Source organism: Rhodospirillaceae bacterium, from assembly GCA_016712715.1.
Lineage (GTDB): Bacteria > Pseudomonadota > Alphaproteobacteria > Dongiales > Dongiaceae > Dongia.
Map to the genome: position 1 here is coordinate 563,641 of JADJQM010000002.1, position 23,545 is coordinate 587,185.

The window sequence follows — 23,545 nt, forward strand, 5'->3', positions numbered from 1 at the left end:
GAACCTGCAAGCTAGGCTGCGGCCGTCATAGGCACATCGGGAGTTCTCCCTATTTTTTACTTTCGCCCAGCAGCCGGCACGTCCTGGGCATCGGTAAGACCGAGGCGATGTGCCGCCGCCGCTGCTTCGCCGCGCGAGCGGACGCCGAGCTTGCCGAGGATCGAGGAGACGTGATGATCCACGGTCTTCTCCGAGACGAAGAGGCGGCTCGCAATGTCGGCGTTGCGGCGCCCTTTGCGTCAGCTGTTCGAGCACGCCGAGTTCACGCGCCGTGAGGCCGTGGGGATTCTGTTTGGTGCGTTCCTGGGCGCCGCGCGCGATGCCGCGGATACCGCCGGCGCGCAATTTGCGGCGCAGGATGCCGGCCATGGGGGTGGCTCCAAGCTCCTCGCAGATCTTGAGAGCCTTGCGCTGATCGGCCTCATGGGGACTATCGGCCAGCGCGAGCGCCAGTTCGTAGGGAGCGCCGATGGATTCCCAAAGCGCCGCGGCTTCGGCCCAATTGCCGGCGATCTGATGCGCGAACGGGTCGGCGATACAGCCGGCCCGCTCCAGCGAGCCATCGCAGCGCCAGAGCCAGAAGGCGAGCTCACCCTGCATCCAAGGATCGGATTGCCTGAGCGCGGCGTCATAGGTCGCCCGCACTTCGTCGGCCATATCGGCAAGCGACCCCGTGAACCAGGCGACTTCGGCGCGCGCCGCGACGATCGGCCCGATGCGCTGCATTTCACCGGTGGGCAAGGCGAGATCCATGGCCTCGCTGAGCGGTGCAGCCGCATCCGGATCGCCACGGCGGGCGCGCACCAGACCCAGCACCATCAGCGCCTGGATCTTGCTGATCGGTGCCACGCAGGGATTGGAGATGACGGCCTGTGCTTCGTCGGCGGCGCGGTCCCAATGCCCCTGTGCCAGGAAGACCACCGCGCGCGCGGCCGTCATGTAGCGGATCCAGGAGACCAGTTCATGGTTTTCGCAATAGGCGATGCCGTCGTCGAGATAGCGCAGGGCGCAGTCGAACTCATGCAGCCGAATCGCAGTCGTCGCGAGATTGGTATAGGCGCGGCCGGCATGTTCCTGCAGGCTCCCATCCAGCGCCAGCTTCACGCTGTGCTCCAGATCGTCATAGCCGTCGAGGTCCATCGCCGTCGCCCTGGCCGTGCCGACATTGTTGTAGGCGTGGCTGAGGATCTCGGTATCGTTCAAGGCCGTGGCGAGGTCGATTGCCTTCCGGCCCCAATGCAAGGTCGGTTCCGGTTCGTTGGTCAGCATGTGGAGCTGCGCCCGGTTGCTGTAGGCAAAGGCAAGTTCGCGGCCAGGCGCAAGTTTCTCCAGCGCCTCGATCGCCTGGGTGGCGTAGCGCTCGGCCGCATCCTTCAAGCCGTTGAACCAGGAGAGGCGCGAGCCAGCGCAGGCTGTCGCCGATCTTCAAGGGGTCGCCGGCCGCACGCCATAATTTCAGCGCCGCCTCGCGTGCCTCGATCGCCTCGGGCACATGTTCGATGAGGTAGTATTCATAGGAGAGACTCTCCAGGAGATCGGCGCGGCGGGCATCGGCCCAGGACGCTGCGTGACGGAACGCGGTTTCGTAATGCGCCGCAGCCTCGCGGTGCGCGCTCATCGCCGCCGCCCGCTCGGCCGCCAGCGGCGCATAGCGCAGCACGGCTTCGCTGTCACCGGCCTGGTCGGCATGATGAACCAGCCTGGTGGCCGGCACCTCCGTGCCGATCTGGCGCAGCAGGACGCGCAGGATGCGGGCATGGAGATCCTGGCGTTGCGGGATCGGCAGATGTTCTTCCACCGCGCGGCGGGCAAGTTCATGGCGGAACGCGAGCGCGCCATCGGGCAAGGCGACCATGCCGACACTGAGGCATTCCTGCAGCGCCGCTCCCGCCTTGGGGACGGTCTTCTCCAGCAGCCAGCGTTCGGTCTTGCCGGGCACCAGGGCCACGACGTTGACGACGGCGCGGGCGGCTTCCGACAGGCGGGCGAGACGCGCGATCACCGCGTCGCGCACGGTGGCCGGCACTGTGGTCCCTGCCGTCTCAGGGACAGCCAGCGCCTCGGTGACGAAGAACGGGTTACCGCCGGTGATTTCATGGAGCCGCGCCGGCGAACGCCCGGCGGCCTCGGCCAAGGTCGCCACCGCGGTGGCACTCAGGGGTTGAAGCTGCAGCCGGCGAACGGTGGTGGACGGCAGATCACCGATGACCGCGCGGAGTGGATGCCGCGCACCCACCTCGTCGTCGCGGTAGGTGGCGATCAGCATGACGCCAAATCGGCTCAGGCGGCGGCCAAGATATTTGATGAGGTCGAGTGTCGCCTCGTCGGCCCAATGCACATCCTCGAACACCAGGATGGTCGGCATGGGGCCGCGCGCCAGATGATCCATGGTCGCGTTGAAGACGGCCTCGCGCGTCGTCGCGTTGCTGATCGCCCGGGGCAGATCCCCGCCGGCCTGACGCGCCATGTCATAGAGCGGGGCCAGGGGATGCGGGGTTAACAGCGCCTCGCATCCGCCCCAGAGAACGCGTTTGGCGAGGGCCTGCCCGCTGGTGAATTGCTGCAGCAGGGAAGTCTTGCCAATGCCGGCTTCGCCAGCCACGAGCACAACACAGCCGGCGCCGGCCGCGGGCCCGGTGACGATCTGGGCCAGCCAGCCATTCAGCAGTTCGAGAGGCGATTCGCGCTCAAGCAAGCTCATGCAGGACGCTCCGTTCCACGGCTCATTACGGTGCGGGGCATCGCCATATCACGGTGATGTGGTGACTTACAACCCGGTTGGAAATTTTTTGCCCATCTTCTGTCATAAATGGTCAAGTTCTACATACGATTGAGTGAGAACCCACAGTTCAATCCGTCAGACAAAGGCGATGTAGTCGACCAGGAAATGCGCAAAGACGATCGGCCAGAGCGAACCGGTGAGGCGATAGCAAGGCATGGCGAGCAGGCCGTAGAGCGCTGCCCCGATAATCCCGGCGGCACCGCGCCACCAGTGATAAAGACCGAAGACCAGCGCGCTCACGATGACGATGGCAAGCTCGCTGCGCAGGACGGATTTCAGCGCATGATAGCCGAGCTTGCGGAACACCAGTTCCTCATGCACCGCCACCAGCGCCAGGCCCAGCGTGAGGTCGACAAAATAGAGCCAGCCCGATGGGCGCGGATACTCACCGAGCACGCTCTCCGGCAGGATGCGGCTGAGCAGATCGCCGAGCGGCATGGCGTGGAACAGCAGCACAATGCCGCCGACCCACAGGCCCACTTCCAGCAGGCCCGCTTGCAACCGCTCCGGCCGGCGCAGGCACCAGCGCCCCGCGGCCAACACCAGAACCACGCCGATGGCGGCCAAGCGGCCGGCGTAATCGGCCATCAGCCAGGGGAACGGCGCATCCTGATACAGCCGGAAGATCTGGGTGGGCACCATGGCGAGAATGGCGAGCGCGAAACACAGCAGCAGGGCGGGCGTGCCGGGCTGGGTCCCCACCGCCGCGCGGGGCGTCAAAGCCGCCAGATGATCCGTCATGGTGCCCCCGTGCCAAAACTCACTCCACCCGATCTAGGCCACCCGATCTAAGACTGAGCGCCGATCATTGCAGCCCCCGGCACGTGGCACTGTGACCTGGATCACAAAATCAGCCCGGTTGCATCCGGTTGCAGACCTTGCCAGTATGCGCGGCATGATTGTTCCCGGTTTACCCCATCAACCTTAAGTCCAGGCAAGCAGGATCCCCCATGGTCGCCCGCGTTCGTACGGTTGCGTTTGAAGGCGTCGATGTGCGGCCTGTCGATGCGCAAGTGCAGGTGTCCGGCGGCATGCCGGCGTTCACGCTGGTGGGCTTGCCCGACAAGGCGGTGGGCGAGAGCCGTGAGCGGGTGCGGGCGGCGTTGACGGCCATTGGCCTGGCGCTGCCGCCCAAGCGCATCACGGTCAATCTGGCGCCGGCGGATCTCCTCAAAGAAGGCTCGCATTTCGACCTGCCGATTGCACTCGGCCTGCTGGCGGCGATGGGTGTCATCGAGGCCAGCGCACTCGATGCCTTCGTCGTGCTGGGGGAACTTGGCCTCGATGGGTCGGTGGCGTCGGTCGCGGGGGTGCTGCCGGCGGCACTCCATGCGGCACAACATGATCTCGGCCTCATCTGCCCGGCGGCGCAAGGTGGCGAGGCGGCCTGGGCGGGGGAGATCAATGTGGTGGCCCCATCCAATCTGCTGGCGCTCATCCATCATCTCAAGGGCCAGCAGGTGCTGCGCGCGCCGGAGCCGAAGATGGCGGAGGATTCTGGCTCGACCCTCGATCTTCGCGACATCAAGGGGCAGGAGAGCGCCAAGCGCGCGTTGGAGATCGCGGCGGCCGGCGGGCATAACCTGCTGATGATAGGCCCACCTGGATCCGGCAAGTCGATGCTGGCACAGCGCCTGCCCGGCTTGCTGCCCGGCCTCTCGCCGGCCGAGGCGCTGGAGGTCACCATGATCCACAGCCTTGCCGGCAATCTTGCCGAGGGGCGGTTGCTGCGCAGGCGGCCGTTTCGCGATCCGCATCATTCGGCCTCGTTGCCCGCATTGGTGGGCGGTGGCTTGCGGGCGCGGCCGGGGGAGATCAGCCTTGCTCATCTCGGTGTGCTCTTCCTCGATGAATTGCCGGAGTTCCAGCGCAGCACGCTGGAAGCGTTGCGCCAGCCGATGGAAACCGGCCGCGTCTCGATCGCGCGCGCCAATGCCCATGTGACCTATCCCGCCCGGGTCCAGGTGGTGGCGGCGATGAATCCCTGCCGCTGCGGACATCTGGGTGATCCGGCGCAAGGCTGCGGCAAGGCACCGAAATGCGCCCTCGATTACCAGTCGCGCATCTCAGGCCCGCTGTTCGACCGCATCGATCTTCATGTCGACGTGCCGGCCGTCTCGGCCGCCGATCTCTCTCTGCCACCGCCGGCGGAAGGCAGCGCCGAGGTGGCCGCCCGCGTCACCGAGGCGCGCGCGCGGCAGACGGCGCGCTATGCGGCGCACAAACTGCGCTGCAATGCCGAGGTCGATGGTGAGTTGCTCGAAAGCCTCGCTGGCCCCGATGCGGAAGGACGGCGGTTGCTCACCCAGGCCGTCGAAAAATTCCGCCTGTCGGCGCGCGGCTATCACCGCGTGCTGCGCGTGGCGCGGACGCTGGCCGATCTTGCGGGTGTTCCTGATGTCAAGGCGCTGCACATCGCCGAAGCGCTCGGCTATCGCCGCGTGGCACCGGCCCGTGCCGGTTAGGGATCAAGCACCGGCACATGGGGGGCAGCCTTCCGCGGCAGATGGCCGGTGAGGCGCGGATCGTCCTGGACCTCGACCATGAAGGCATAGGGCTTGAAGCCGGCCTTCTGATAAAAGCCGAGGGCTGCCGGATGATCGAAGGTGCAGGTATGAACCCAGAGTCGCTGGATCGGCGGCCTGGCCCCACCCCTGTTCCAAGCAAGTGCGATGCCGCGGTCGACGAGATAGCGCCCCGCACCCTTGCCGATGGCTTGCGGGACCAGGCCGAAGAAGGAGAGCTCGCATTGGCCCGCCTCGCGGAAGTCGAGCTCGAGGAGGCCCAGCACCTCACCCCCCTCATAGAGGCGATAGAGATCGACGTCGGGGCTGTCGAGGATGGCGCGAAGCTTCTCATCCGCCATGATCAGGCGCGAGTACCACAGCCAATCCTCGCCCACACGGCGGAAGAGAGCGCGGAAATCGGCGACCGATGGCCGGACCCAGGGTTCGAGGACAAATTTTTCATCGCCCGGCCGCGCCGCGCGCGGGGCCGGCGGTGTCCGCATGTCGAGACAGGTGACGACATTGGCGATCTGCCCGGGCTTGAGCGGCGAATAGCCCAGGGGAAGCGGCGGGTTCTGGGTGGCGTCGGACATGGTGAAGACTGGCTCGCTGACGGCTGGAGAAGGGAGGAATTACGCCCCTTCTCTAGCGACAGCAGGACCAAAAGGAAAGCCGGGTGACGCGCTATTTGACGACGGTCACCGGGGCCTTGGCATGGGAGACGACGGCGGTCGCAACCGAGCCCAGCAACAGGCGCGCCAGCTCGTTGGTGGTGCTGGTGCCCATGACGATATGGTCCACCTTGTTCTTGTCGGCATAGGACACGATCGCATCGGCGACATTGCCGCCGCTGGCCACCACGCAGTCATAGCTCTCGAACTTGACGGCCTTGGCGGATTTGACGGCGGCGGCCACCTGCTTGTTGGCCTGGGCGGCGGCGGCGTTGACCGATTCCGCGTCCCAGTAATGGGTGCGGCGGGCGCGCGTGGGCACCACGTTGATGGTGAGGAAAGTGAGCTTCGCCCCAGTCGCCTGCGCCAGTTCCACCGCACAGTCGGCGACCCGCCCGGTGATCTTCGACCCGTCGACGGCACACAGAATTCTCTTGATGGCCATGATCCGGTCCCTTCATTGCAGGGCGACCGATATCGCGACCGGCCGCCGGAAAGCTGAAAATGACGTTGATCATCATGACCAGGGCCCTGGCCGGCTGCCTTGACCTAAATCAACCCCCATCAACCGCCGAGGCACCCAAGGGGCGGCCGGACGAAAATCGGCCGCGCGGGGTGTAGGGGAGCACGCCGCCGTGGCGGAAGTATTCGACTTCCTCCGCGGTGTCGATGCGGCAGGTGGCGGTGATCTCCTCCACCTTGCCGCTGGCGCGGGTGATGCGGATGGCGACGTCCATGCGCGGCTTGATGTTGCCGGCCTTGCCGGGGCCGGCGAGGCCGACGATGTCGAAGACCTCGGAACCGTCGAGGCCGAGTGACTTCCTGGTCATGTCGCCCTTGAACACCAGCGGCAAGACGCCCATGCCGACGAGGTTCGAGCGGTGGATGCGCTCGAAGCTTTCGACCAGCACGGCCTTGATGCCGAGAAGGGCCGTGCCCTTGGCCGCCCAATCGCGGCTGGAGCCGGTGCCGTATTCCTTGCCGCCGACCACGACCAGCGGCGTACCGGCCTTCTGGTATTTCATGGCGGCGTCATAGATCGCCATGGGAGCCCCTTCCGGCATGAAGCGGGTGACACCACCTTCGGTGCCGGGGGCCAGCTCGTTCTTCAGGCGGATGTTGGCGAAGGTGCCGCGCATCATCACTTCATGATGGCCCCGCCGCGCGCCATAGGAGTTGAAATCGGCCGGCTGCACACCGTGGGCGATGAGATACTGGCCGGCCGGGCCGTCCTTCTTGATCGAGCCCGCGGGGCTGATGTGATCGGTGGTGATCGAGTCACCGAGGATCGCGAGCGGGCGTGCGCCACGGATATCGCTGATGGTGCCCGGTTCCTTCGCCATGCCCTGGAAGTAAGGCGGGTTGGCGACATAGGTCGAGACCTTGGGCCACGCATAGGTCAGGCCCTTCGAGGTCTTCACCTTGCGCCAATTGGCGTCGCCCTTGAACACATCGGCATAGCGCTTCTTGAAGTCGCTAAGCTTCACGGCCTTGGCGACCGTGTCGGAAACTTCCTTGGTGGTCGGCCAGATGTCCTTCAGATAGACGGGCTTGCCCTTCTTGCCATAGCCGATCGGATCCTTGGTGATGTCGATCTTCATGGTGCCGGCCAATGCATAGACCACGCAGAGCATCGGCGAGGCGAGATAGTTCGCCTTGCAATGCGGATTGACGCGGCCTTCGAAATTGCGGTTGCCGGAGAGGACGGCGGCCGCGACCAGATCGCCCTTGGTGATGGCATCGGCAATCGGTTCCGGCAAGGGACCCGAATTGCCGATGCAGGTCGTGCAGCCATAGCCCACAAGGTTGAAGCCCAATTTGTCGAGCGGCTTGTTGAGGCCGGCATTCTTGAGATAATCGGTCACGACCTGCGAACCGGGGGCCAGCGACGTCTTCACCCAGGGCTTCACGGTGAGGCCGAGCTCGACGGCTTTCTTGGCGACGAGACCGGCACCCAGCATCACTGACGGGTTCGAGGTGTTGGTGCAGGAGGTGATGGCGGCGATGACGACGGCGCCATCTTCCAACTCCCAATCGGCGCCCTTCACCGAGACGGCGCTCTCATTGCCCTTGCGCGCGAAGACATCGACCAGGTTGGTCTTGAAGGTACTGGCGACATTGGTGAGCGCCACGCGGTCCTGCGGGCGCTTCGGGCCTGCCATGCTGGGCTCGACGGTCGAGATGTCGAGGCCGAGGGAATCGGTGAAGATCGGGTCCGGGCTCTTCTTGTCGCGCCACATGCCCTGAGCCTTGGCGTATTTCTCGACCAGGGCGATGCGGTCCGCCTTGCGGCCGGTGGCCTTCAGGTAGCGGATGGTCTCGGCATCGACGGGGAAGAAGCCGCAGGTGGCGCCATATTCCGGCGCCATGTTGGCGATGGTGGCGCGGTCGGGCAGCGCCAAATCGTCGAGGCCCGGGCCGTAGAATTCGACGAATTTGTTGACCACGCCCTTCTTGCGCAGCATCTGCGTGACCGTCAGCACCAGATCCGTGGCGGTGGTGCCTTCGCGCAATTTGCCGGTGAGCTTGAAGCCGATGACTTCCGGGATGACCATCGAGATCGGCTGGCCGAGCATGGCCGCTTCCGCCTCGATACCGCCCACGCCCCAGCCGAGGACCGCAAGGCCGTTGACCATGGTCGTGTGGCTGTCGGTGCCGACCAGCGTGTCGGGATAGGCGAGCGTCTTGGCGGCGACCTTGCGGCCCTTCACCGTCTGCGCCGGTTCCTTCATGGTCCAGACGACCTGGGCGAGGTTCTCGGTGTTCACCTGATGGCAGATGCCGGTTCCCGGCGGCACGACCCGGAAATTGTCGAAGGCCATCGAGCCCCAGCGCAGGAACTCGTAGCGCTCGCCATTGCGTTCGTATTCGAGGTCCACGTTCTTCTTGAAGGCACCGGGACCGGCGAAGAAATCGACCATGACCGAATGGTCGATGACGAGGTCGACCGGCGAGAGCGGATTGATCTTCTGCGGATCGCCGCCCAGCTTCACCATCGCATCGCGCATGGCGGCGAGGTCGACCACGGCGGGGACGCCGGTGAAATCCTGCATCAGCACGCGGGCCGGGCGATAGGCGATCTCGCGATCCGAGCGCTTGTCCTTCAGCCATTTCTTGACGGCCTGGACGTCCTTCACCGTGACGCTGCTGCCGTCTTCATAGCGCAGCAGGTTTTCCAGCAGCACCTTCATCGAATTGGGCAGGCGCGAAAGGTCGCCCAAGGTCTTTTCGGCCGCCTTCAGGCTGAAATAGTCATAGGATTTCGACCCGACCTTGAGGGTCTTGCGGGTTTTCAGACTGTTCAATGCTGGCACGGAACCACTCCCAGTTTGCGGCGCAAGATGAGCGACCCCACTTCCTGGTGCAGCGCTGCTGCGCTACGCGGCTGCAAATGCGGCTGGCAAGATGGGCCGACCGACCAGGCTAGCAGGACATAAAACCTATAAACGACGCTGCTGCGGGTTGGCGACCGTGAAAGCCGCCCGCCCAGACCGAGTCGAATGCGGCGTAATTTACCATGAAGGTCCCGGGCCAGCGAGGGCCAAGCCCCGCAAAGTCTCGGATTTCCAAGGGAAAATACAGCAGCGTTCGGAATCGGCGCCCCAGCGTGATGTCGTTGAGTTAACTGCGATTAGATGAATTTTTAGCTAACCGAGAGAGGGAATTTGCGCGCCCTACCCACAGGAAAAGTTGGGGTGATGCCCGGCGCCGGAATTTCCTTATTCTTGCCACATTCCGGTCCTAAACGGGACACAGGGCAAGTGAAGAGTGCCATCGGGACTGGAAGGCCATCCCCCTTTCCGTCCCATTGCGACCCTGGTGAATGGTCGGCCCATTTGCCCGGATGCCCCTCGAAGGGTTCCTCCTCGCCGGTGCCCGCGCGCCGAAGAGCGGAATCCAGGCCGAGAACCGCGCCAATCCCTACCCCCGAGTGGCGCGGTGTGAAGGGCAGGCCGCCGCGCGCCATCCCCATCCCCCGGCGCGCGGCGCCGCCTTTGTTTGGACCGCCGACGTTATTTGATTTTGCAACCGCCACACTGCACCGCGCACCTCACTCGAGGGAGCGCGGTTCTTTTTTGCGCCCTGCGGAGACCTCGCGTGACCAGACAGCCGATTGCCTGTAAACGGTCGGCCCGTTTGGCGTAGAATTCGACCATGATTCCGGAACCCGCTCCACCGTTACCGCATTGGCCAGGCCTTGCCGGGCGCCGCATTGCCTGGGCGCGGGCCGAGGACATGGTGACGTTGCCGCCGCGCCGCGTCTTTGCCTGGTGGACCGCGCATGCCGAGAACGGGCCGCCGCCGCGCGAGGCGTTCGATGTCACCCAGTTCGGTGACATCGCGGAGAATCTCTACATCATTGCCGCGACACCGGACGGTTTCGAGCTGCGCCTGGCCGGCGAGGAATACATCCGCCTGTTCGGGCTGCGGCGGGGCTGGGTCTGGCAGACGGAGTCGACCGATCCGGTGATCCGCGATTCAGCGGCGCTGCTGGCCTTCGTCAACAGGGCCGGACGACCGCTGCGCACGTTGGGGCGCCTTGAACTGATTGAGCGACACTGGATCGAGTTGGAGGCGCTGGTCTGTCCTCTGGCGCCAGGCGCCGACGGCGTCGCCAAATTCCTCGGCTGCACGGCTGCTATTCCTAGCACTTGAGCCTGTCCAAGATTCCAGTCGCAGGATCGGCATTTATGCTCTGCGACCCCTTTGCGCCGCAGGGCGCTGGCCCTTGCAATCCATCGGCGATCGTTCTTACGTAGATCATGTTCTGATATGCGGGGAGGTTGCGTGGTCGTCGATTCCAACCCACCGATCCCGGAAATGCCCGGTCTCGCCGGCCGGCATATCGAGTTGGCGCAGGCGGAGAAGATCGTCTCCGCGCCCTTGCGGGAGCTTTTCGCGTGGTGGCAGTCGCATGCCGCAGCGGGGCCGGTGCGGCGATGCGATTTCGACATCACCGAACATCGCGCCATCGCCGCCCATCTTTTTATCATCGAGCCGATTTCGGTTGGCTATCAGTTGGCGTTGGCCGGCGAGGAATATCTGCGCCTGGTCGGCACGAAGAAGGGCATGCGCTACCTCGCCGAGGATCCGGATCCGACCGCACGCGATTTCAAGACGTATCTCGATCTGGTCGCCCGGATCGGCAAACCATTCCGCAGCATCGGCCGCCTGGAATTGACGGTACGCAGTTGGATCCGGTTCGAAGCGCTGCTTTGCCCGCTTTACACCGCAGCGGGGGAACCAGGCGGCTTCATCGGCGCCGCGGCCGCGCATAGCGGCTGATCATTCGGCGGCGCTGCGCGATTCCTTTTCGGTGCAGAGCGGCAGATGCAGCGTGACCGTCGTGCCCTGGCCCACATCGCTGTCGAGATGGAAGGAGCCGCCGGAAAGGTCGGTCAGCGATTTGACGATCGGCAGGCCAAGCCCGGTCCCGGACTGACGGCGCTGATGAGCACCATCCACCTGGACGAAGGGCTTCAGCACTTCCGGAATATCGGCCTTGGCAATGCCGATGCCGGTATCCCTGATGACGATTTCGGCCTTGCCGGCATCGAGCTGACGCGCCGTCAGCTCGACCGTGCCATCCTTGGGCGTGAACTTGACGGCGTTGGACACGAGATTGGTGACGATCTGTTTCATCACCCGAAGATCGGCCATGAGCGGTGGCAGGTCCGGCGCCACCGCAGCACGCAGCGTCACGCCGCCGTTCTTGGCCCGCTCGCGCATCAGGGTCATGGCGGAATCGAAGACATCGGCGACCGAGATCGGCTCGGGATGCAGTTCCATCTTGCCGGCTTCGATCTTGGACAGATCGAGAATGTCATTGATGAGCGAGAGCAGCATCTTGCCGCTGTCGAGAATATCCTTGGCATAGCCCTGATATTTCGGTCCGCCCAGGGGTCCGAACAGCTCCATCTTCATCACGTCCGAGAAACCGATGATGGCGTTCAAGGGCGTTCGGAGCTCATGACTGACATTGGCGAGAAATTCGGATTTGGCACGGTTGGCAAGCTCGGCCTGGTTCTTGGCTTCGCGCAGATTCTCCTCGGCGCGGATGCGCTGGGTCACATCGCTCATGATGCCGACGAATTGGGCGATGCGGCCCTGGGCATCGGCGATCGGGCTGATCGACAACTCGTTCCAGAAGGTGCGCCCGTCCTTGCGATAGTTGCGCAAGGTGACCGTGATCGGCCGCTGCTGCGCCAGCGCCCGGCGCAGCCGGTCGAGCGATTCGGGATCGGTGTCGCGGCCCTGGAGGATGCGGCAGTTCCGGCCGATCACTTCCTCCGCCGCATAGCCGGTCATGCGCGTGAACGCGGTATTGACGAAACTGATCGGATGATCCGGCTTCGTCGCGTCGCAGATGACGATGCCGCTGGAAACCGCGCCCACCACCGTTGCGAGGACCTCGTTGCGCTGGGCAAGCTCGGTCAAGCGCAGCTCGCGCCCCTTGATCGCGGTCACGTCGGTCATGAGGCGCAGCGTGCCGCCATCCGCGGTCTTTGATTCGATCACCAGCAAGGTGCGGCCATCGGGACCGGGCATTTCAAAGCGCCAGGGCAATTGCCGGTGAAGGGCCAGATGATCGGCGATCGCCGCTTCCGGATCGGCTGGCATGGCATCAGGTCGTTGCGGTGCGCGCAGCACATTGGCCCGCACGAGATCGCTGTAGGGGGCGCCGATCTCTAGCATCTCGGCCACCAGCGGATTGAGCCGCCGATAGGTCGAGTCGCAGGCGACCAGGCGATCGGCCGCATCGAAGACGGCGACGCCCTCGGGCAGATCGGCAATGGTGCGGCTGATGAGCGGCGCCGCCTTCAGCTCATCCTGCGCCTTGCGGTCGGCGCGGGCCGCGATCCGCGACACCCTCGTTTCGGCATCGAGCAGACGTAACATGCCCATGAGGGCCGGCCCATGGAGCAGGAAGGCCAAGGCGGTGGCGACGATCCCCAGCGGCGGAAATGTCGTCGCTGCCGGGACCAGCAGCAAGGCCGGGAGAAGGGCCAGGATCGCGAAGCGCCGTTCGTTGCGCCAGAAGCTCCAGCGTTGAAGCAGGTAGGGCAGCGCAACGGCGCTGAGGGCGGCTACGCCAAGGACGATCGCACCGGCGAGGCCCAGCACCGGCAGCGCCAGCAGGGCCATGGCCATCGCGGCGATGCGGCCAAGCAGCGGATCGATTTTCAGCGCCGCCAGGAGTGGCAACAGGAAGGGTGCCGCGAGATAGGCCGAATGGCCCCAATAGGTGATCGGTGCCGGGTCGATCGAGACACCGAGACGCACCATCGCCAGGCCGGTCATGACAAGGCCGCCCAGCACAAGGCCGGCGGCAGCGCGGCCGAGCCTGCCATAACCGCGCCATTCCATCAGCCCAAGCACGCGGTAGCCGGCCACGAGCGCCAGTGCCAGCGCGAGGTTCATGAGCCCCATGGTTGGGGCCGAGATGAGCGTTGAAACGGTGCCGTCGATCACTGTCGGGTTCTTTCCAGGATCAGCTGCAGGTCACCAAAGATGGTGGAGCTTATACCCAGGTCAGCAACATGGAGCAATCATTGTAATATCAAGCATTTGAGGCAATTTTTCGGCGTCCAGGAAATCCCTTGGAAATGCTTCAATTTTGGGCTGAACAAAATGCGTGCCAATCGCTTTCCACGGCCGTCGCGGCGGTGTCCGAGAGGGCAAGGACCGAGTCGATCCAATCATCGCCGCGCTTGCGCATGCCAGCCCATGCCATGAGATCGTCGATCGTCGCCCCTGCGCGCCATCCACTGGCACGCAGTTGCGCCCAGGCGATGAGATCGCCCATCGCACCGATCGCCTCTTCCTGACGACCGGCATCGCCAGCGAGATGGGCAGCCTCGAGCTTGTCCTGATCCGGCTGCAATTCGCGGAAGGTGAAGGCCGTCTTGCCGATCTTGATATCGGTGAGGAAAGCGGGTGCCGCGGCCTGCAGGTGATATTCGATCGCGACGACCCGGCGCGCTTCATTGGCGAAATCCGGTTGCCGGTGGCGGGCCTTGGTCAGGGCCTTGACCAGCGCCGAACCCGGCTGCGCCTTGAGATCGATCAGGGATTGGCCATCCTTGCCGCCATTGCCCTTGATCAACACCACATAGCGCGGGCGGCCGAGCGCGCCCAGCCCGGCCACGCGCTGCGCCACATCCAGCACCTCGAAGAAATCGGGATAGGCGCGCTTTCTGGCGAAGCGGTCGATTGCCTGCACGACAGCGGCCGTCTCCGCCTTGCCGAGCTTGATCGCCTTCCCTGTATCGAAGCGCAGCCGCCGCTTGCCGTTCTTCAACACCGTTCGCTTCTCAAGAAGATCCGCCTGGCTGCGCCGTTCAAGATCATGCAGCAGATCGCCGATGGCACCCGTAGCCGTGCGCCGCTCGAGCCAGCGCGGCTTGCCGTCGACCAGCGCCGCCCGATAACGCGCGAGACCGTGGCGGGCGAGCGCCTTCGCGACCTTCCGCGAGATACCCAGTTCGGGGGCCGCGAGGATGATGCCGGTCACGAAGCGAAAGAGATCGATCACCGCCGGGCCGCGGGCGGCGTCGTCGAAATCGCCGATGTCGAAATAGGTGAGCCGGTTGTCGCCGCGATAGGTGCCGAAATTCTCGAGATGCATATCGCCATTGAGCCAGACGGTGGGCGCTGCGATCTTGAGCAACGGCTTCAGCCAGCGCGCATAGAAGAGATCGCCGGTACCGCGATAGAAGGCGAAGGCGGATTGCGCCATCTTGCGCCGCTTGAGGGCCAGGAGTTCGGCCCGGATATCCTGCTGTTTCATCCATAAACTATGCCCGGCATCGCGGCAGATCGCCACCCTTCAATGACGCGCCGCCGGTAAAATCACGGGTTGGCAGAAAATGCTTGTTTAATGTCATTGCTGCCATACCCCTCTGCCGGCACAATGCGCTGCATCGGCGACGGTGAAGAGGAAACGCCATGACAGCCAAGGCACGCCGCAGGCCCGCGCGGCAGATCGTGATGCTGATCTATCCCAACGCGCATCTGCTCGATGTCGCCGGACCCATGTCGCTGTTTGCCGCCGCCAATGATTTTGCGGGTTTCGTCGCCTATGAGGTGAGCCTCGCAGCCCTTGAGCCCGGCCTCATCGCGACGTCGGCCGGCCTGAAGCTGCTGGCAACGCGCCGCGCCGGCCCGGTCGTGACCGGGGTGGATACGTTGCTGGTCTCAGGCGGTATCGGTGTCGATGCGGCGATGCGGGAGCGGAAGCTGGTGGGGTGGCTGCGCCGCCAGGCGCCGCATTGCCGGCGCGTAGCCTCGGTCTGCAGCGGCGCGCTGCTGCTGGCGGAAACCGGCCTTCTCCAGGGTCGACGCGCGGTCACGCATTGGGAGCGGTGCGACCGGTTGGCGGCGGATTATCCGGGCATCAAGGTCGAGCGCGACCCGATCTTCATTCGTGACGGCAAGTTCTATTCATCGGCCGGGGTCAGCGCCGGCATGGATCTGGCGCTGGCCCTGATCGAGGAGGATCTGGGAACCGATGTCGTCGCGGCGCTTGCCCGCGAATTCGTCCTCTATATGCGCCGGAGCGGCGGGCAGACCCAGTTCAGCCCGGCCCTGAAGGCACAAAGCACCCAGCCCGGCAGGATCGCCGGCCTGCAGCAATGGATCCTCGGCAATTTGCACCGGCCTCTTTCCATCGAGGAACTCGCCGCGCAGATTGCCATGAGCCCACGCCATTTTGCGCGACGCTTCACACAGGAAGCCGGCATGACACCGGCGGCGTTCGTCGCCGCGGCACGGGTCGATGCGGCGCGACAGGCCCTGGCTAGCGGCGCTGAGAACATCGAGCACGTCGCCGCGCGATTGGGGTTCGGCAGCGCCGAGCGGTTGCGCCGATCCTTCCAGCGGCACCTGGCCGTGACGCCTAGCCAGTTTCGCACCCATTTCCAGACATCGGGAGCTGCCTGACATGACCACGCCTCAGAAGACCGTCGCCCTGCAGACCGTCGCCCTGCTGCTGTTTCCGCAGGTGGAAGTCCTCGATTTCGCCGGACCTTTCGAGGTCTTTTCGCTGGCAGCGAGCGAGGCCACCCCATCGCCCTTTCGCGTGATCACCGTGGCCGCCGCCCATGGATCGCTGAAAGCCGTGGGTGGCCTGCAGGTGACGCCGGATTGCGACCTCGACGATTGTCCGCAGGCCGATATCCTGCTGATCCCGGGCGGACAGGGCAGCCGCCAGGCGATGAAGGACGCAAGGATCATGGCATGGCTGGCGCGGCAGGCGCAGGATGCGGAGATCGTCGCCAGCATCTGCACGGGGGCGTTGTTGCTGGGCACGCTGGGCCTGCTCGATGGATTGCGCGCCACGACACATTGGACCGCGATGGCGGAACTGCGCGCCACCAGCAGCCGGATCGACGTGCAACCGCAGGCGCGCTTCGTCGACAACGGCAAATTTCTGACCTCGGCCGGCATCTCCGCCGGTATCGACATGTCGCTCTATCTGGTGGAAAGGCTCTGCGGCCAGGCACTGGTCGACCGGGTGGTGGCAGAGATGCAGTATGATTGGCGGATGAAAGCAGCAGGCTGAGCCGCCTTCATCCGCCACCCCCCACCGAACCCCGGCCCCTCGATCAGATCGCGCGCACCTGGGCGATGAATTGGCCGACCTCGCTGTTGAGCGTGCTGGATTGCTCGCCGAGTTCCGTGGCCGCACCCAGCACTTGCCCCGCGGCCTTGCCGGTTTCACCGGCCGCCTGGGTGACGTTCTGGATATTGCCGGACACCTCCGTCGTGCCTTGACTGGCCTGCTGCACGTTGCGGGCGATTTCCGAGGTCGCCGCCGATTGCTGCTCGACGGCGGCGGCGATGGTGTTGGAGATCTGGCTGATTTCCTCGATCACCTTGGCGATGTCGTGGATGGCGTTCACCGATTCCTCAGTCGCGTGCTGGATCTCGGTCACCTTGCTGCTGATCTCCTCGGTCGCCTTCGCCGTTTGAGAGGCGAGGTTCTTGACCTCGGAGGCGACCACGGCAAAGCCCTTGCCGGCATCGCCGGCGCGCGCCGCCTCGATGGTCGCATTGAGCGCCAGCAGATTGGTCTGCGCCGCGATCTCGCTGATCAGCCGCACGACATCGCCGATCGCCTGGGCCGAGATGGCGAGGCCCTGGACCTGGTTGTTGGTATGGGCCGCCTGCTGCACGGCCTTCTGCGCGATGCTGGCCGATTGCGACACCTGCCGCCCGATTTCCGAGATGGAAGAGGTCAGCTCCTCGGTCGCGGTGGCGACGGTCTGGACATTGGCGGTTGCCTGTTCCGCGGCACTTGCCACGGCATTCGATTGCACGTTGGTGACCTCGGCCGTCGCGGTCATCGATTGCGCCGAGGTCTGCAGATTGCCGGAGGCGGCCGAGAGTGATGCCACCAATTCGCCGACCTTGCTTTCAAAGCCCGCGATGAGCGCTTCCAGCGCCTGGCTGCGGGCGAGCTTTGCCTCGGAATCGCGCTTGGCGGCGGCATCGGCGGCGCGCTGGGCGATGAGCGCATCCTTGAACACCACCACGGTCCGCGCCATATCGCCGATCTCGTCGCGGTTGGCGAGGGCCGGGATGTCGATGTCGAGATTGCCGCCGGCGATTTCGGCCATGGTCGCGGTCATCGAGCGGACCGGCCGCGAGATGCTGCGGCCGATCAGGAAGGCGCAGAGAATGCCCACCGCCATGGCGATGCCGGCGATGACCAGCATCGCCTGAAGGGCCTGCTGGACAGTGGCGTTGGTGTCGCTGGCAACCTCCTCCATGGCCGCCTGCTGTGCCGCGGTGATCTCATTGGCAAGTTCGCCGATGCGCTTGGCGCCATCCGCCATCTTGCTGTCGATCAGCGTGTTGAGGTCGACCGCCAGGGTGCGCAATTCACCGAGCATCATCGAGTATTTCTGCATGGTCTGCGCCGCCTCCTGCGCCAGGCGGCGATGTGTCGGGGCCTTGAGCTTGCCCTGGAGGGCTGCGATGGTGGAGGAGAAGATCAGCACGGACCGGGCCGATTCCTCGATGAATTGCGGATCCTTGCTGGAAACGAAGCGTTCCGCCGCGATGCGCGCGGTAAGCAACCGCTCGGCGGCCTGGCCGGCATAAGCGGCAACCTCGAAATCGTCGTGGGAGACCGCATCGGCGAGGATGTCGGTCATATTCTTCGTGGCCTTCAGGCCGAGATTGTTCAACTCGTCATTCTGCAACCAGTCGCGGTCTGTTTTCATTGTCACCGCTTGCTCGAAATCGGCGGTGTAGGCGTCGATCAAGGCCAGCATCTCGTCGTATTTCTGGCGCTGCGCATCGCTGCCATTCGCGGCCTGATGCGCGGTCAGCGTCTCCTTCAGGGCGGGGAGCAGCCGACGCACTTCCTCCAGCGACGCAGGCGAACTGTCGCGGATGAAATCCATGACCTGGCGGCGCAGGGAGACGACATCGCGGTCGATCTGCTGGGTGGCGATGGCCCCTTCGGCCATGTCGGTGAAGCCGCCGAAACTGGACCGCGCCCCCGTGAGGGCGAGATAGCTGAACCCCAATACCGCGACCAGGACCGAGAGAACGATGACGAAGCCAAAAGTGATCCGGCTGCCGATGCGCAGGCGGGCCAGGGCGGATTGCAGCATGGGGGTGACCTTATTGTCTGAAGTTTCCCTTTTCGCCGGACGGCCGCGTTGAGAGATGGGCCGGCTTGGCGATTCCAGGTCCGGGCGATGTCGGATCCGGTGAAGGTATTTTTTCCAGGAAAACCTCAACAACAAGTTACCGAAATGGGCTTTTGGTCATATCTTCATATGAGAAAGCCTCATAGTCCTAGAAATCAACGGATCATTGTGTGACTTGCTGGAAAACAGATTAGTAGCCGCGCTGCCGATCCGCCACATGTTCCAAGGGCAGGCCACTGCGGTGGCGGGCGATCTGGCGGCTGATTTCACGCAGGCCGCTCGCGGGATTGGTGTCGCTGGCATTGTGCGGCGTCATGAAGATGCGGGGATGCCGCCAGAAGGGATGATCCGGCGGCAGTGGTTCCTGGCTGAAGACATCGAGGGATGCTGCCTGCAACTGACCGGAGGCCAGGGCCGAGAGCAGATCGGCCTCGACCAGGTGACCACCGCGCCCGGCATTGATCAGCGACGCGCCACGGGCGAGATGCGCAAAATGCCCGGCATGGAGGATGCCCGTGGTTTCCGGCGTGAGCGGCAGCAGGCAGATCAGGATCTCCAGGCCGCGGAGAAAATCGGGCAGCTCCGCCATGCCGGCAAAGCTCTTCACACCGGCAAGCTCCTTTGGGCTCCGGGACCAGCCGCGCACCGGGAAATCGAATTCCAGCAGCTTTCGCGCCGCCGCCTGGCCAAGCTCGCCCAGGCCCAGAATGCCGATGGGCCGGTCCCAGGCGGCCGGGTACCAATGCGGCGCCCAGCGCCCCTCTTCCTGCGCCTCTTCCAGTTCCCAGATGCGGCGATGATGGCGCAGGGTCTGCCACAGGATGTATTCGGTCATGACCTGTGTGAGGCCAGGCTCGACCATGCGCACGATCGGCACATGGGCCGGCAACTCGGGATTGGCCAGCAGGCGCTCGACCCCGGCGCCGAAACAGAACACCGCCTTCAGATCCGGCAAGGCGGCGGCCAAGCCGGGCACCGGGCGCCACATCAACAGATAGTCGATGTCCTTGAGGTCCAGCCCCGGCTGATAGGGGAGCAGTTCGATTTCCGGGAGCGTGCGCGCCGCCTCGACAAAGGTCGCGAGGTATTCGTCGGCGCCGGCAAACAGCAATCTAGTCCGAGTCATTGGCGCACCGTGCCGAGGTCGAGGGCTTCGTGATGGAGGGCTGCCGAGAGCAGCGCCTTGGTATAGGCCTCGCGCGGTCGCTCGAACACCTCCGCCGCGGCCCCCCTCTCGACCACCTTGCCCTGCTTCAGCACCATGACACGGTGGCTCATGGCCCTGATCACCCGGAGATCATGGGAGATGAAGAGATAGGCCAACTGGTGGCGGCGCTGCAGGTCGCGCAGCAGATCGACGATCTGGGCCTGGACGGACATGTCGAGCGCCGAGGTGGGCTCGTCGAGCACGATCAGCTTGGGCTTCAGGATGAGGGCGCGGGCAATGGCGACGCGCTGCCGCTGGCCGCCGGAGAATTCATGCGGATAACGATGCCGGGTTTCCGGATCAAGACCCACTTCGCGCAGCGTCGCGATGACGATCTCCTCGCGTTCGGCCTCGTCGCGGCCGATGCCGTGGATGCCCAGACCCTCCGCCACGATCTCGCCGATCGAGAAGCGCGGGGAGAGCGAGCCGAACGGATCCTGGAAGACGATCTGCATTTCGCGCCGGAGCGGGCGCATTTCACCGCGGTCGAGCTCATCAATGCGGCGGCCCTCGAAGGTGATCATACCCTCGCTGTCGATGAGGCGCAGGAGGGCCAGCGCCAAGGTGGTCTTGCCGGAACCGGATTCGCCGACCAGCCCCAACGTCTCGCCCTCATGCAATTGCAGCGAGGCGTCGACCACCGCCGGCACGTGGCCGACGACGCGGCGGAAGACACCGCGCTTGATCGGGAAGAGGACGGAGAGCTTCTCCGCCCGCAGCAATTCCTTGGCTCCCTGCGACACCGGATCGGCAAAGCCCTTGGGCTCGGCGGCCAGCAGGTGCTTCGTGTAGTCATGCCGCGGCTGGTCGAACACCGTGGCGGTCGCACCCTGTTCGACGATCTCGCCCTGGCGCATGACGGCGACGCGGGCGGCGAATTTGCGCACCACGCCGAGATCATGGGTGATGAGCAGGATCGCCATGCCGAGGCGTTTCTGCAGATCCATCATCAGGCCCAGGATCTGCGCCTGGATGGTGACGTCCAAAGCCGTCGTCGGCTCGTCGGCGATGAGGAGATCGGGTTCGTTGGCGAGCGCCATGGCGATCATCACGCGCTGGCGCTGGCCGCCCGACATCTCATGGGGATAGCTTTTCAGTTTCTGCGGCGCGTCGTCGATCTTGACCAGTTCGAGGAGTTCCAGGGCGCGCCGGCGCGCCGCCGCTTCGCCCACCGGCTTGTGCAACTGGATGGTTTCGACCAATTGCCGCTCGACCCGATGGAGCGGGTTGAGGGAGAGGGTCGGCTCCTGGAAGATCATGGCGATGCGGCCGCCACGAATCTGGCGGAGGCGGCTCATCGGCAGTTGCAGCAGATCTTCGGGCGTGCCGTCTTCGCGCAGGAAGCGGATATGGCCGCTGGGATGCGAGGCGATGGGATAGGGCAGCAGGCGCAGGATGGAGAGCGCCGTCACCGATTTTCCGGAACCTGATTCACCCACCAGCGCCAGTGTCTCGCCCTTGCCGATGACGAGGCTGACGCCCTTCACGACGGTGCGGTCACCGAAGGCCACGGAGAGATTGTCGATCTCAAGCAAGGGAGCGGTCATTGCGCATTGCCCTTGCGCGGATCAAACGCGTCGCGGATCGCCTCGCCAATGAAGATGAGCAGGGTCAGCATGATGCCGATCACGAAGAAGCCGGCAATGCCCAGCCATGGCGCCTGCAGATTCTCCTTGCCCTGGGCCAGCAATTCGCCGAGCGAGGGCGATCCCGGCGGCAGGCCGAAGCCCAGAAAGTCGAGCGAGGTCAGGGTCGTCACCGAACCGCTGAGGGTGAAGGGCAGGAAGGTCAATGTCGCCACCATGGCATTGGGCAGGATATGCCGGATCATGATGCGCCAATCGCCCAGGCCCAGCGCCTTTGCAGCGCGCACATATTCGAGATTGCGCGCGCGCAGGAATTCGGCGCGCACCACGCCCACGGGCCAGGTCCAGCTCACCAGCAGCATGATGCCGAGCAAGGTCCAGAAACCGGGTTCGATGATGCTGAGAGGATCATGAGAATGTAGAGGAAGGGCAGCCCGCCCCAGATTTCCAGGAAGCGCTGAAAGGTGAGATCGGTCCAGCCGCCGAAATATCCCTGCACCGCGCCGGCGATGACGCCGATGATCGTGCTGAAGACGGTGAGGATCAGCCCGAACAGGACCGAGATGCGAAAGCCATAGATGATGCGGGCGAGCACGTCGCGCGCCTGATCGTCCGTCCCCAGCCAGTTGAAGCCATCGGGCGGTGTGGGTGCTGGTCCCGGCAGATTGGTGACGATCGTGTCATAGGCAAAGGGGATGGGCGGCCAGATCATCCAGCCACCGCCGGCCGCCACTCGTTCCTGGAGGAAGGTGCCGGTAAAATCCGCGGTGAGACCGGCAACGCCGCCGAAAATCTCCTCGCCATAATCAACGAAGACCGGCCAATAGAGCTCACCCTGATAGGACAGCACGATCGGCCGGTCATTGGCGATGATCTCCGCCGGCAGGCTGAGGCCGAACAGGATGAGGAAGATCACCAGCGACCAGAAGCCACGGCCATTGGCGCGGAAGTTGCGCCAGCGCCGCGCGGTCAAGGGCGATATCCTGGGTTTCGGCAGCTTGACCGGGATCATGTCTCGCGGGCCTCGAAATCGATGCGCGGGTTGACCAGCATATAGGTGATGTCGCCGATCAGCTGCATGACCAGGCCGAGCAGCGTGAACATGTAGAGCGTTGCGAACATGACCGGATAGTCGCGGTTGATGGTGGCCTCCCAACCCAGGAGCCCCAGGCCATCGAGCGAGAAGATGATTTCGGTGAGAAGGGCGCCGGTGAACAGGATGCCGACAAAGGCGCTGGGGAAGCCGGCGATGACGATCAGCATGGCGTTGCGGAAGACATGGCCATAGAGCACCCGGCGCTCGCTCAAGCCCTTGGCGCGTGCCGTGGTCACGTATTGGAGGTTGATCTGATCGAGGAACGAGTTCTTGGTGAGCAGCGTGAGGCCGGCGAAACCGCCGATGACCAGCGAGAGGATCGGCAGGGTCATGTGCCAGAAATAGTCGGTTATCCGTGCCGGCCAGGACAGCGCGTCCCAATTGTCGGAGACGATGCCGCGCAGGGGAAAGACATCGAAATATGTGCCGCCGGCAAACAGCACGATCAGCAGAATGGCGAACAGGAAACTGGGGATGGCACTGCCGACGATGATCGCCGTGCTGGTCCAGACGTCGAACGGCGTTCCGTCCCGCGACGCCTTGGCGATGCCGAGCGGGATCGAGATGCTGTAGATGATCAGCGTCGTCCACAAGCCCAGCGAGATGGAGACGGGCATCTTTTCAAGGATGAGATCGACCACCGGTCGCCCCTTGAAGAAACTCTTGCCGAAATCGAAGGTGAGATAGCTCTTCATCATGATGACGAAGCGTTCAGGCGCCGGCTTGTCGAAGCCATACATGCGCTCGATCTCCGCGATGAATTTGGGATCGAGGCCGCGGGCGCCGCGATAATTGCTGTTGGTGTCGCCGACATTCCCGGCCGATTGCTGACTGCTCATCACTTCACTGCCGCCACTGCCGCCGCCCACCCGGGCCGTGGCGTCGATGGCCGTGCCTTTGAGCTCAGCGATGGTCTGTTCGACCGGCCCGCCGGGTGCGAACTGGATGACGATGAAGTTGATCACCATGATCCCGAACAGCGTCGGGATCATCAGCAGCAGGCGGCGGACGATATAGGCGATCATCGGGCG

General features: G+C 64.5%; 16 protein-coding genes and 2 pseudogenes. 5 read left to right on the forward strand and 13 right to left on the reverse strand.

The features are described 5' to 3' along the window. Positions 1-56: 56 nt before the first annotated feature. From IPK59_13415 to IPK59_13425, 3 genes and pseudogenes are all read right to left on the reverse strand, one after another. A pseudogene (locus tag IPK59_13415) lies at positions 57-726 on the reverse strand (response regulator transcription factor). Positions 727-1,120: 394 nt separating this feature from the next. Further along, entirely contained in the window at positions 1,121-2,701 is a 1,581-nt protein-coding gene (locus IPK59_13420; protein ID MBK8159714.1) for an AAA family ATPase, read from the reverse strand. Between the two features lie 156 nt (positions 2,702-2,857). Next, positions 2,858-3,523, reverse strand: coding sequence for a CPBP family intramembrane metalloprotease (locus IPK59_13425; GenBank protein ID MBK8159715.1), 666 nt, complete (start codon positions 3,521-3,523; stop codon positions 2,858-2,860). A gap of 209 nt (positions 3,524-3,732) precedes the next feature. Here IPK59_13425 and IPK59_13430 point away from each other — a divergent pair, with 209 nt between their 5' ends. Beyond that, positions 3,733-5,247: a YifB family Mg chelatase-like AAA ATPase gene (locus IPK59_13430; protein ID MBK8159716.1), complete on the forward strand. Its 1,515-nt coding sequence runs from the start codon at positions 3,733-3,735 to the stop codon at positions 5,245-5,247. Here IPK59_13430 and IPK59_13435 read toward each other — a convergent pair. From IPK59_13435 to acnA, 3 genes are all read right to left on the reverse strand, one after another. After that, a complete protein-coding gene (locus IPK59_13435; GenBank protein ID MBK8159717.1) occupies positions 5,244-5,882 on the reverse strand; it encodes a GNAT family N-acetyltransferase in 639 nt (212 codons plus the stop codon). The genes IPK59_13430 and IPK59_13435 overlap by 4 nt on opposite strands. A 91-nt stretch (positions 5,883-5,973) precedes the next feature. Then, the gene (locus IPK59_13440; protein ID MBK8159718.1) at positions 5,974-6,405 is read right to left on the reverse strand and encodes a universal stress protein; all 432 of its coding nucleotides are present in this window, start codon (positions 6,403-6,405) and stop codon (positions 5,974-5,976) included. 109 nt (positions 6,406-6,514) lie between these two features. Continuing rightward, a complete protein-coding gene (gene acnA / locus IPK59_13445; protein MBK8159719.1) occupies positions 6,515-9,274 on the reverse strand; it encodes an aconitate hydratase AcnA in 2,760 nt (919 codons plus the stop codon). Between the two features lie 841 nt (positions 9,275-10,115). Between acnA and IPK59_13450 the strand changes: the two genes are divergently transcribed. Next, positions 10,116-10,616, forward strand: a complete 501-nt coding sequence (locus IPK59_13450; protein ID MBK8159720.1) for a hypothetical protein — start codon at positions 10,116-10,118, stop codon at positions 10,614-10,616. Between the two features lie 132 nt (positions 10,617-10,748). Beyond that, positions 10,749-11,246 carry a PAS domain-containing protein gene (locus tag IPK59_13455; GenBank protein ID MBK8159721.1) on the forward strand — a complete coding sequence of 166 codons (498 nt, stop codon included), beginning with the start codon at positions 10,749-10,751 and terminating at the stop codon, positions 11,244-11,246. Here IPK59_13455 and IPK59_13460 read toward each other — a convergent pair whose 3' ends face one another. Both IPK59_13460 and IPK59_13465 read right to left on the reverse strand, forming a co-directional pair. Further along, positions 11,247-13,433 carry a PAS domain-containing protein gene (locus tag IPK59_13460; GenBank protein MBK8159722.1) on the reverse strand — a complete coding sequence of 729 codons (2,187 nt, stop codon included), beginning with the start codon at positions 13,431-13,433 and terminating at the stop codon, positions 11,247-11,249. Between the two features lie 139 nt (positions 13,434-13,572). Next, entirely contained in the window at positions 13,573-14,751 is a 1,179-nt protein-coding gene (locus IPK59_13465; protein MBK8159723.1) for a DUF2252 family protein, read from the reverse strand. A 158-nt stretch (positions 14,752-14,909) separates the two neighbouring features. Here IPK59_13465 and IPK59_13470 point away from each other — a divergent pair, with 158 nt between their 5' ends. Together IPK59_13470 and IPK59_13475 are read left to right on the forward strand one after the other, a co-directional pair. After that, positions 14,910-15,902: a DJ-1/PfpI family protein gene (locus tag IPK59_13470; GenBank protein MBK8159724.1), complete on the forward strand. Its 993-nt coding sequence runs from the start codon at positions 14,910-14,912 to the stop codon at positions 15,900-15,902. Between the two features lie 28 nt (positions 15,903-15,930). Then, positions 15,931-16,524, forward strand: a complete 594-nt coding sequence (locus IPK59_13475) for a DJ-1/PfpI family protein (GenBank protein MBK8159725.1) — start codon at positions 15,931-15,933, stop codon at positions 16,522-16,524. A 43-nt stretch (positions 16,525-16,567) separates the two neighbouring features. Here IPK59_13475 and IPK59_13480 read toward each other — a convergent pair whose 3' ends face one another. The 5 genes and pseudogenes from IPK59_13480 to IPK59_13500 form a co-directional block, all read right to left on the reverse strand. After that, entirely contained in the window at positions 16,568-18,586 is a 2,019-nt protein-coding gene (locus IPK59_13480) for a HAMP domain-containing protein (protein ID MBK8159726.1), read from the reverse strand. Positions 18,587-18,815: 229 nt separating this feature from the next. Beyond that, on the reverse strand, positions 18,816-19,751 hold the full coding sequence (locus IPK59_13485; GenBank protein MBK8159727.1) for a glyoxylate/hydroxypyruvate reductase A: 936 nt from the start codon (positions 19,749-19,751) through the stop codon (positions 18,816-18,818). Then, positions 19,748-21,379 (reverse strand): ABC transporter ATP-binding protein, encoded by a 1,632-nt coding sequence (locus IPK59_13490; GenBank protein MBK8159728.1) that lies wholly within the window; start codon positions 21,377-21,379, stop codon positions 19,748-19,750. Before IPK59_13490 ends, IPK59_13485 begins: the two co-directional genes overlap by 4 nt. Then, positions 21,376-22,430: pseudogene (locus IPK59_13495) on the reverse strand (ABC transporter permease). Before IPK59_13495 ends, IPK59_13490 begins: the two are co-directional and overlap by 4 nt. Beyond that, positions 22,427-23,539 carry a microcin C ABC transporter permease YejB gene (locus IPK59_13500; GenBank protein ID MBK8159729.1) on the reverse strand — a complete coding sequence of 371 codons (1,113 nt, stop codon included), beginning with the start codon at positions 23,537-23,539 and terminating at the stop codon, positions 22,427-22,429. Before IPK59_13500 ends, IPK59_13495 begins: the two are co-directional and overlap by 4 nt. Positions 23,540-23,545 lie beyond the last annotated feature (6 nt).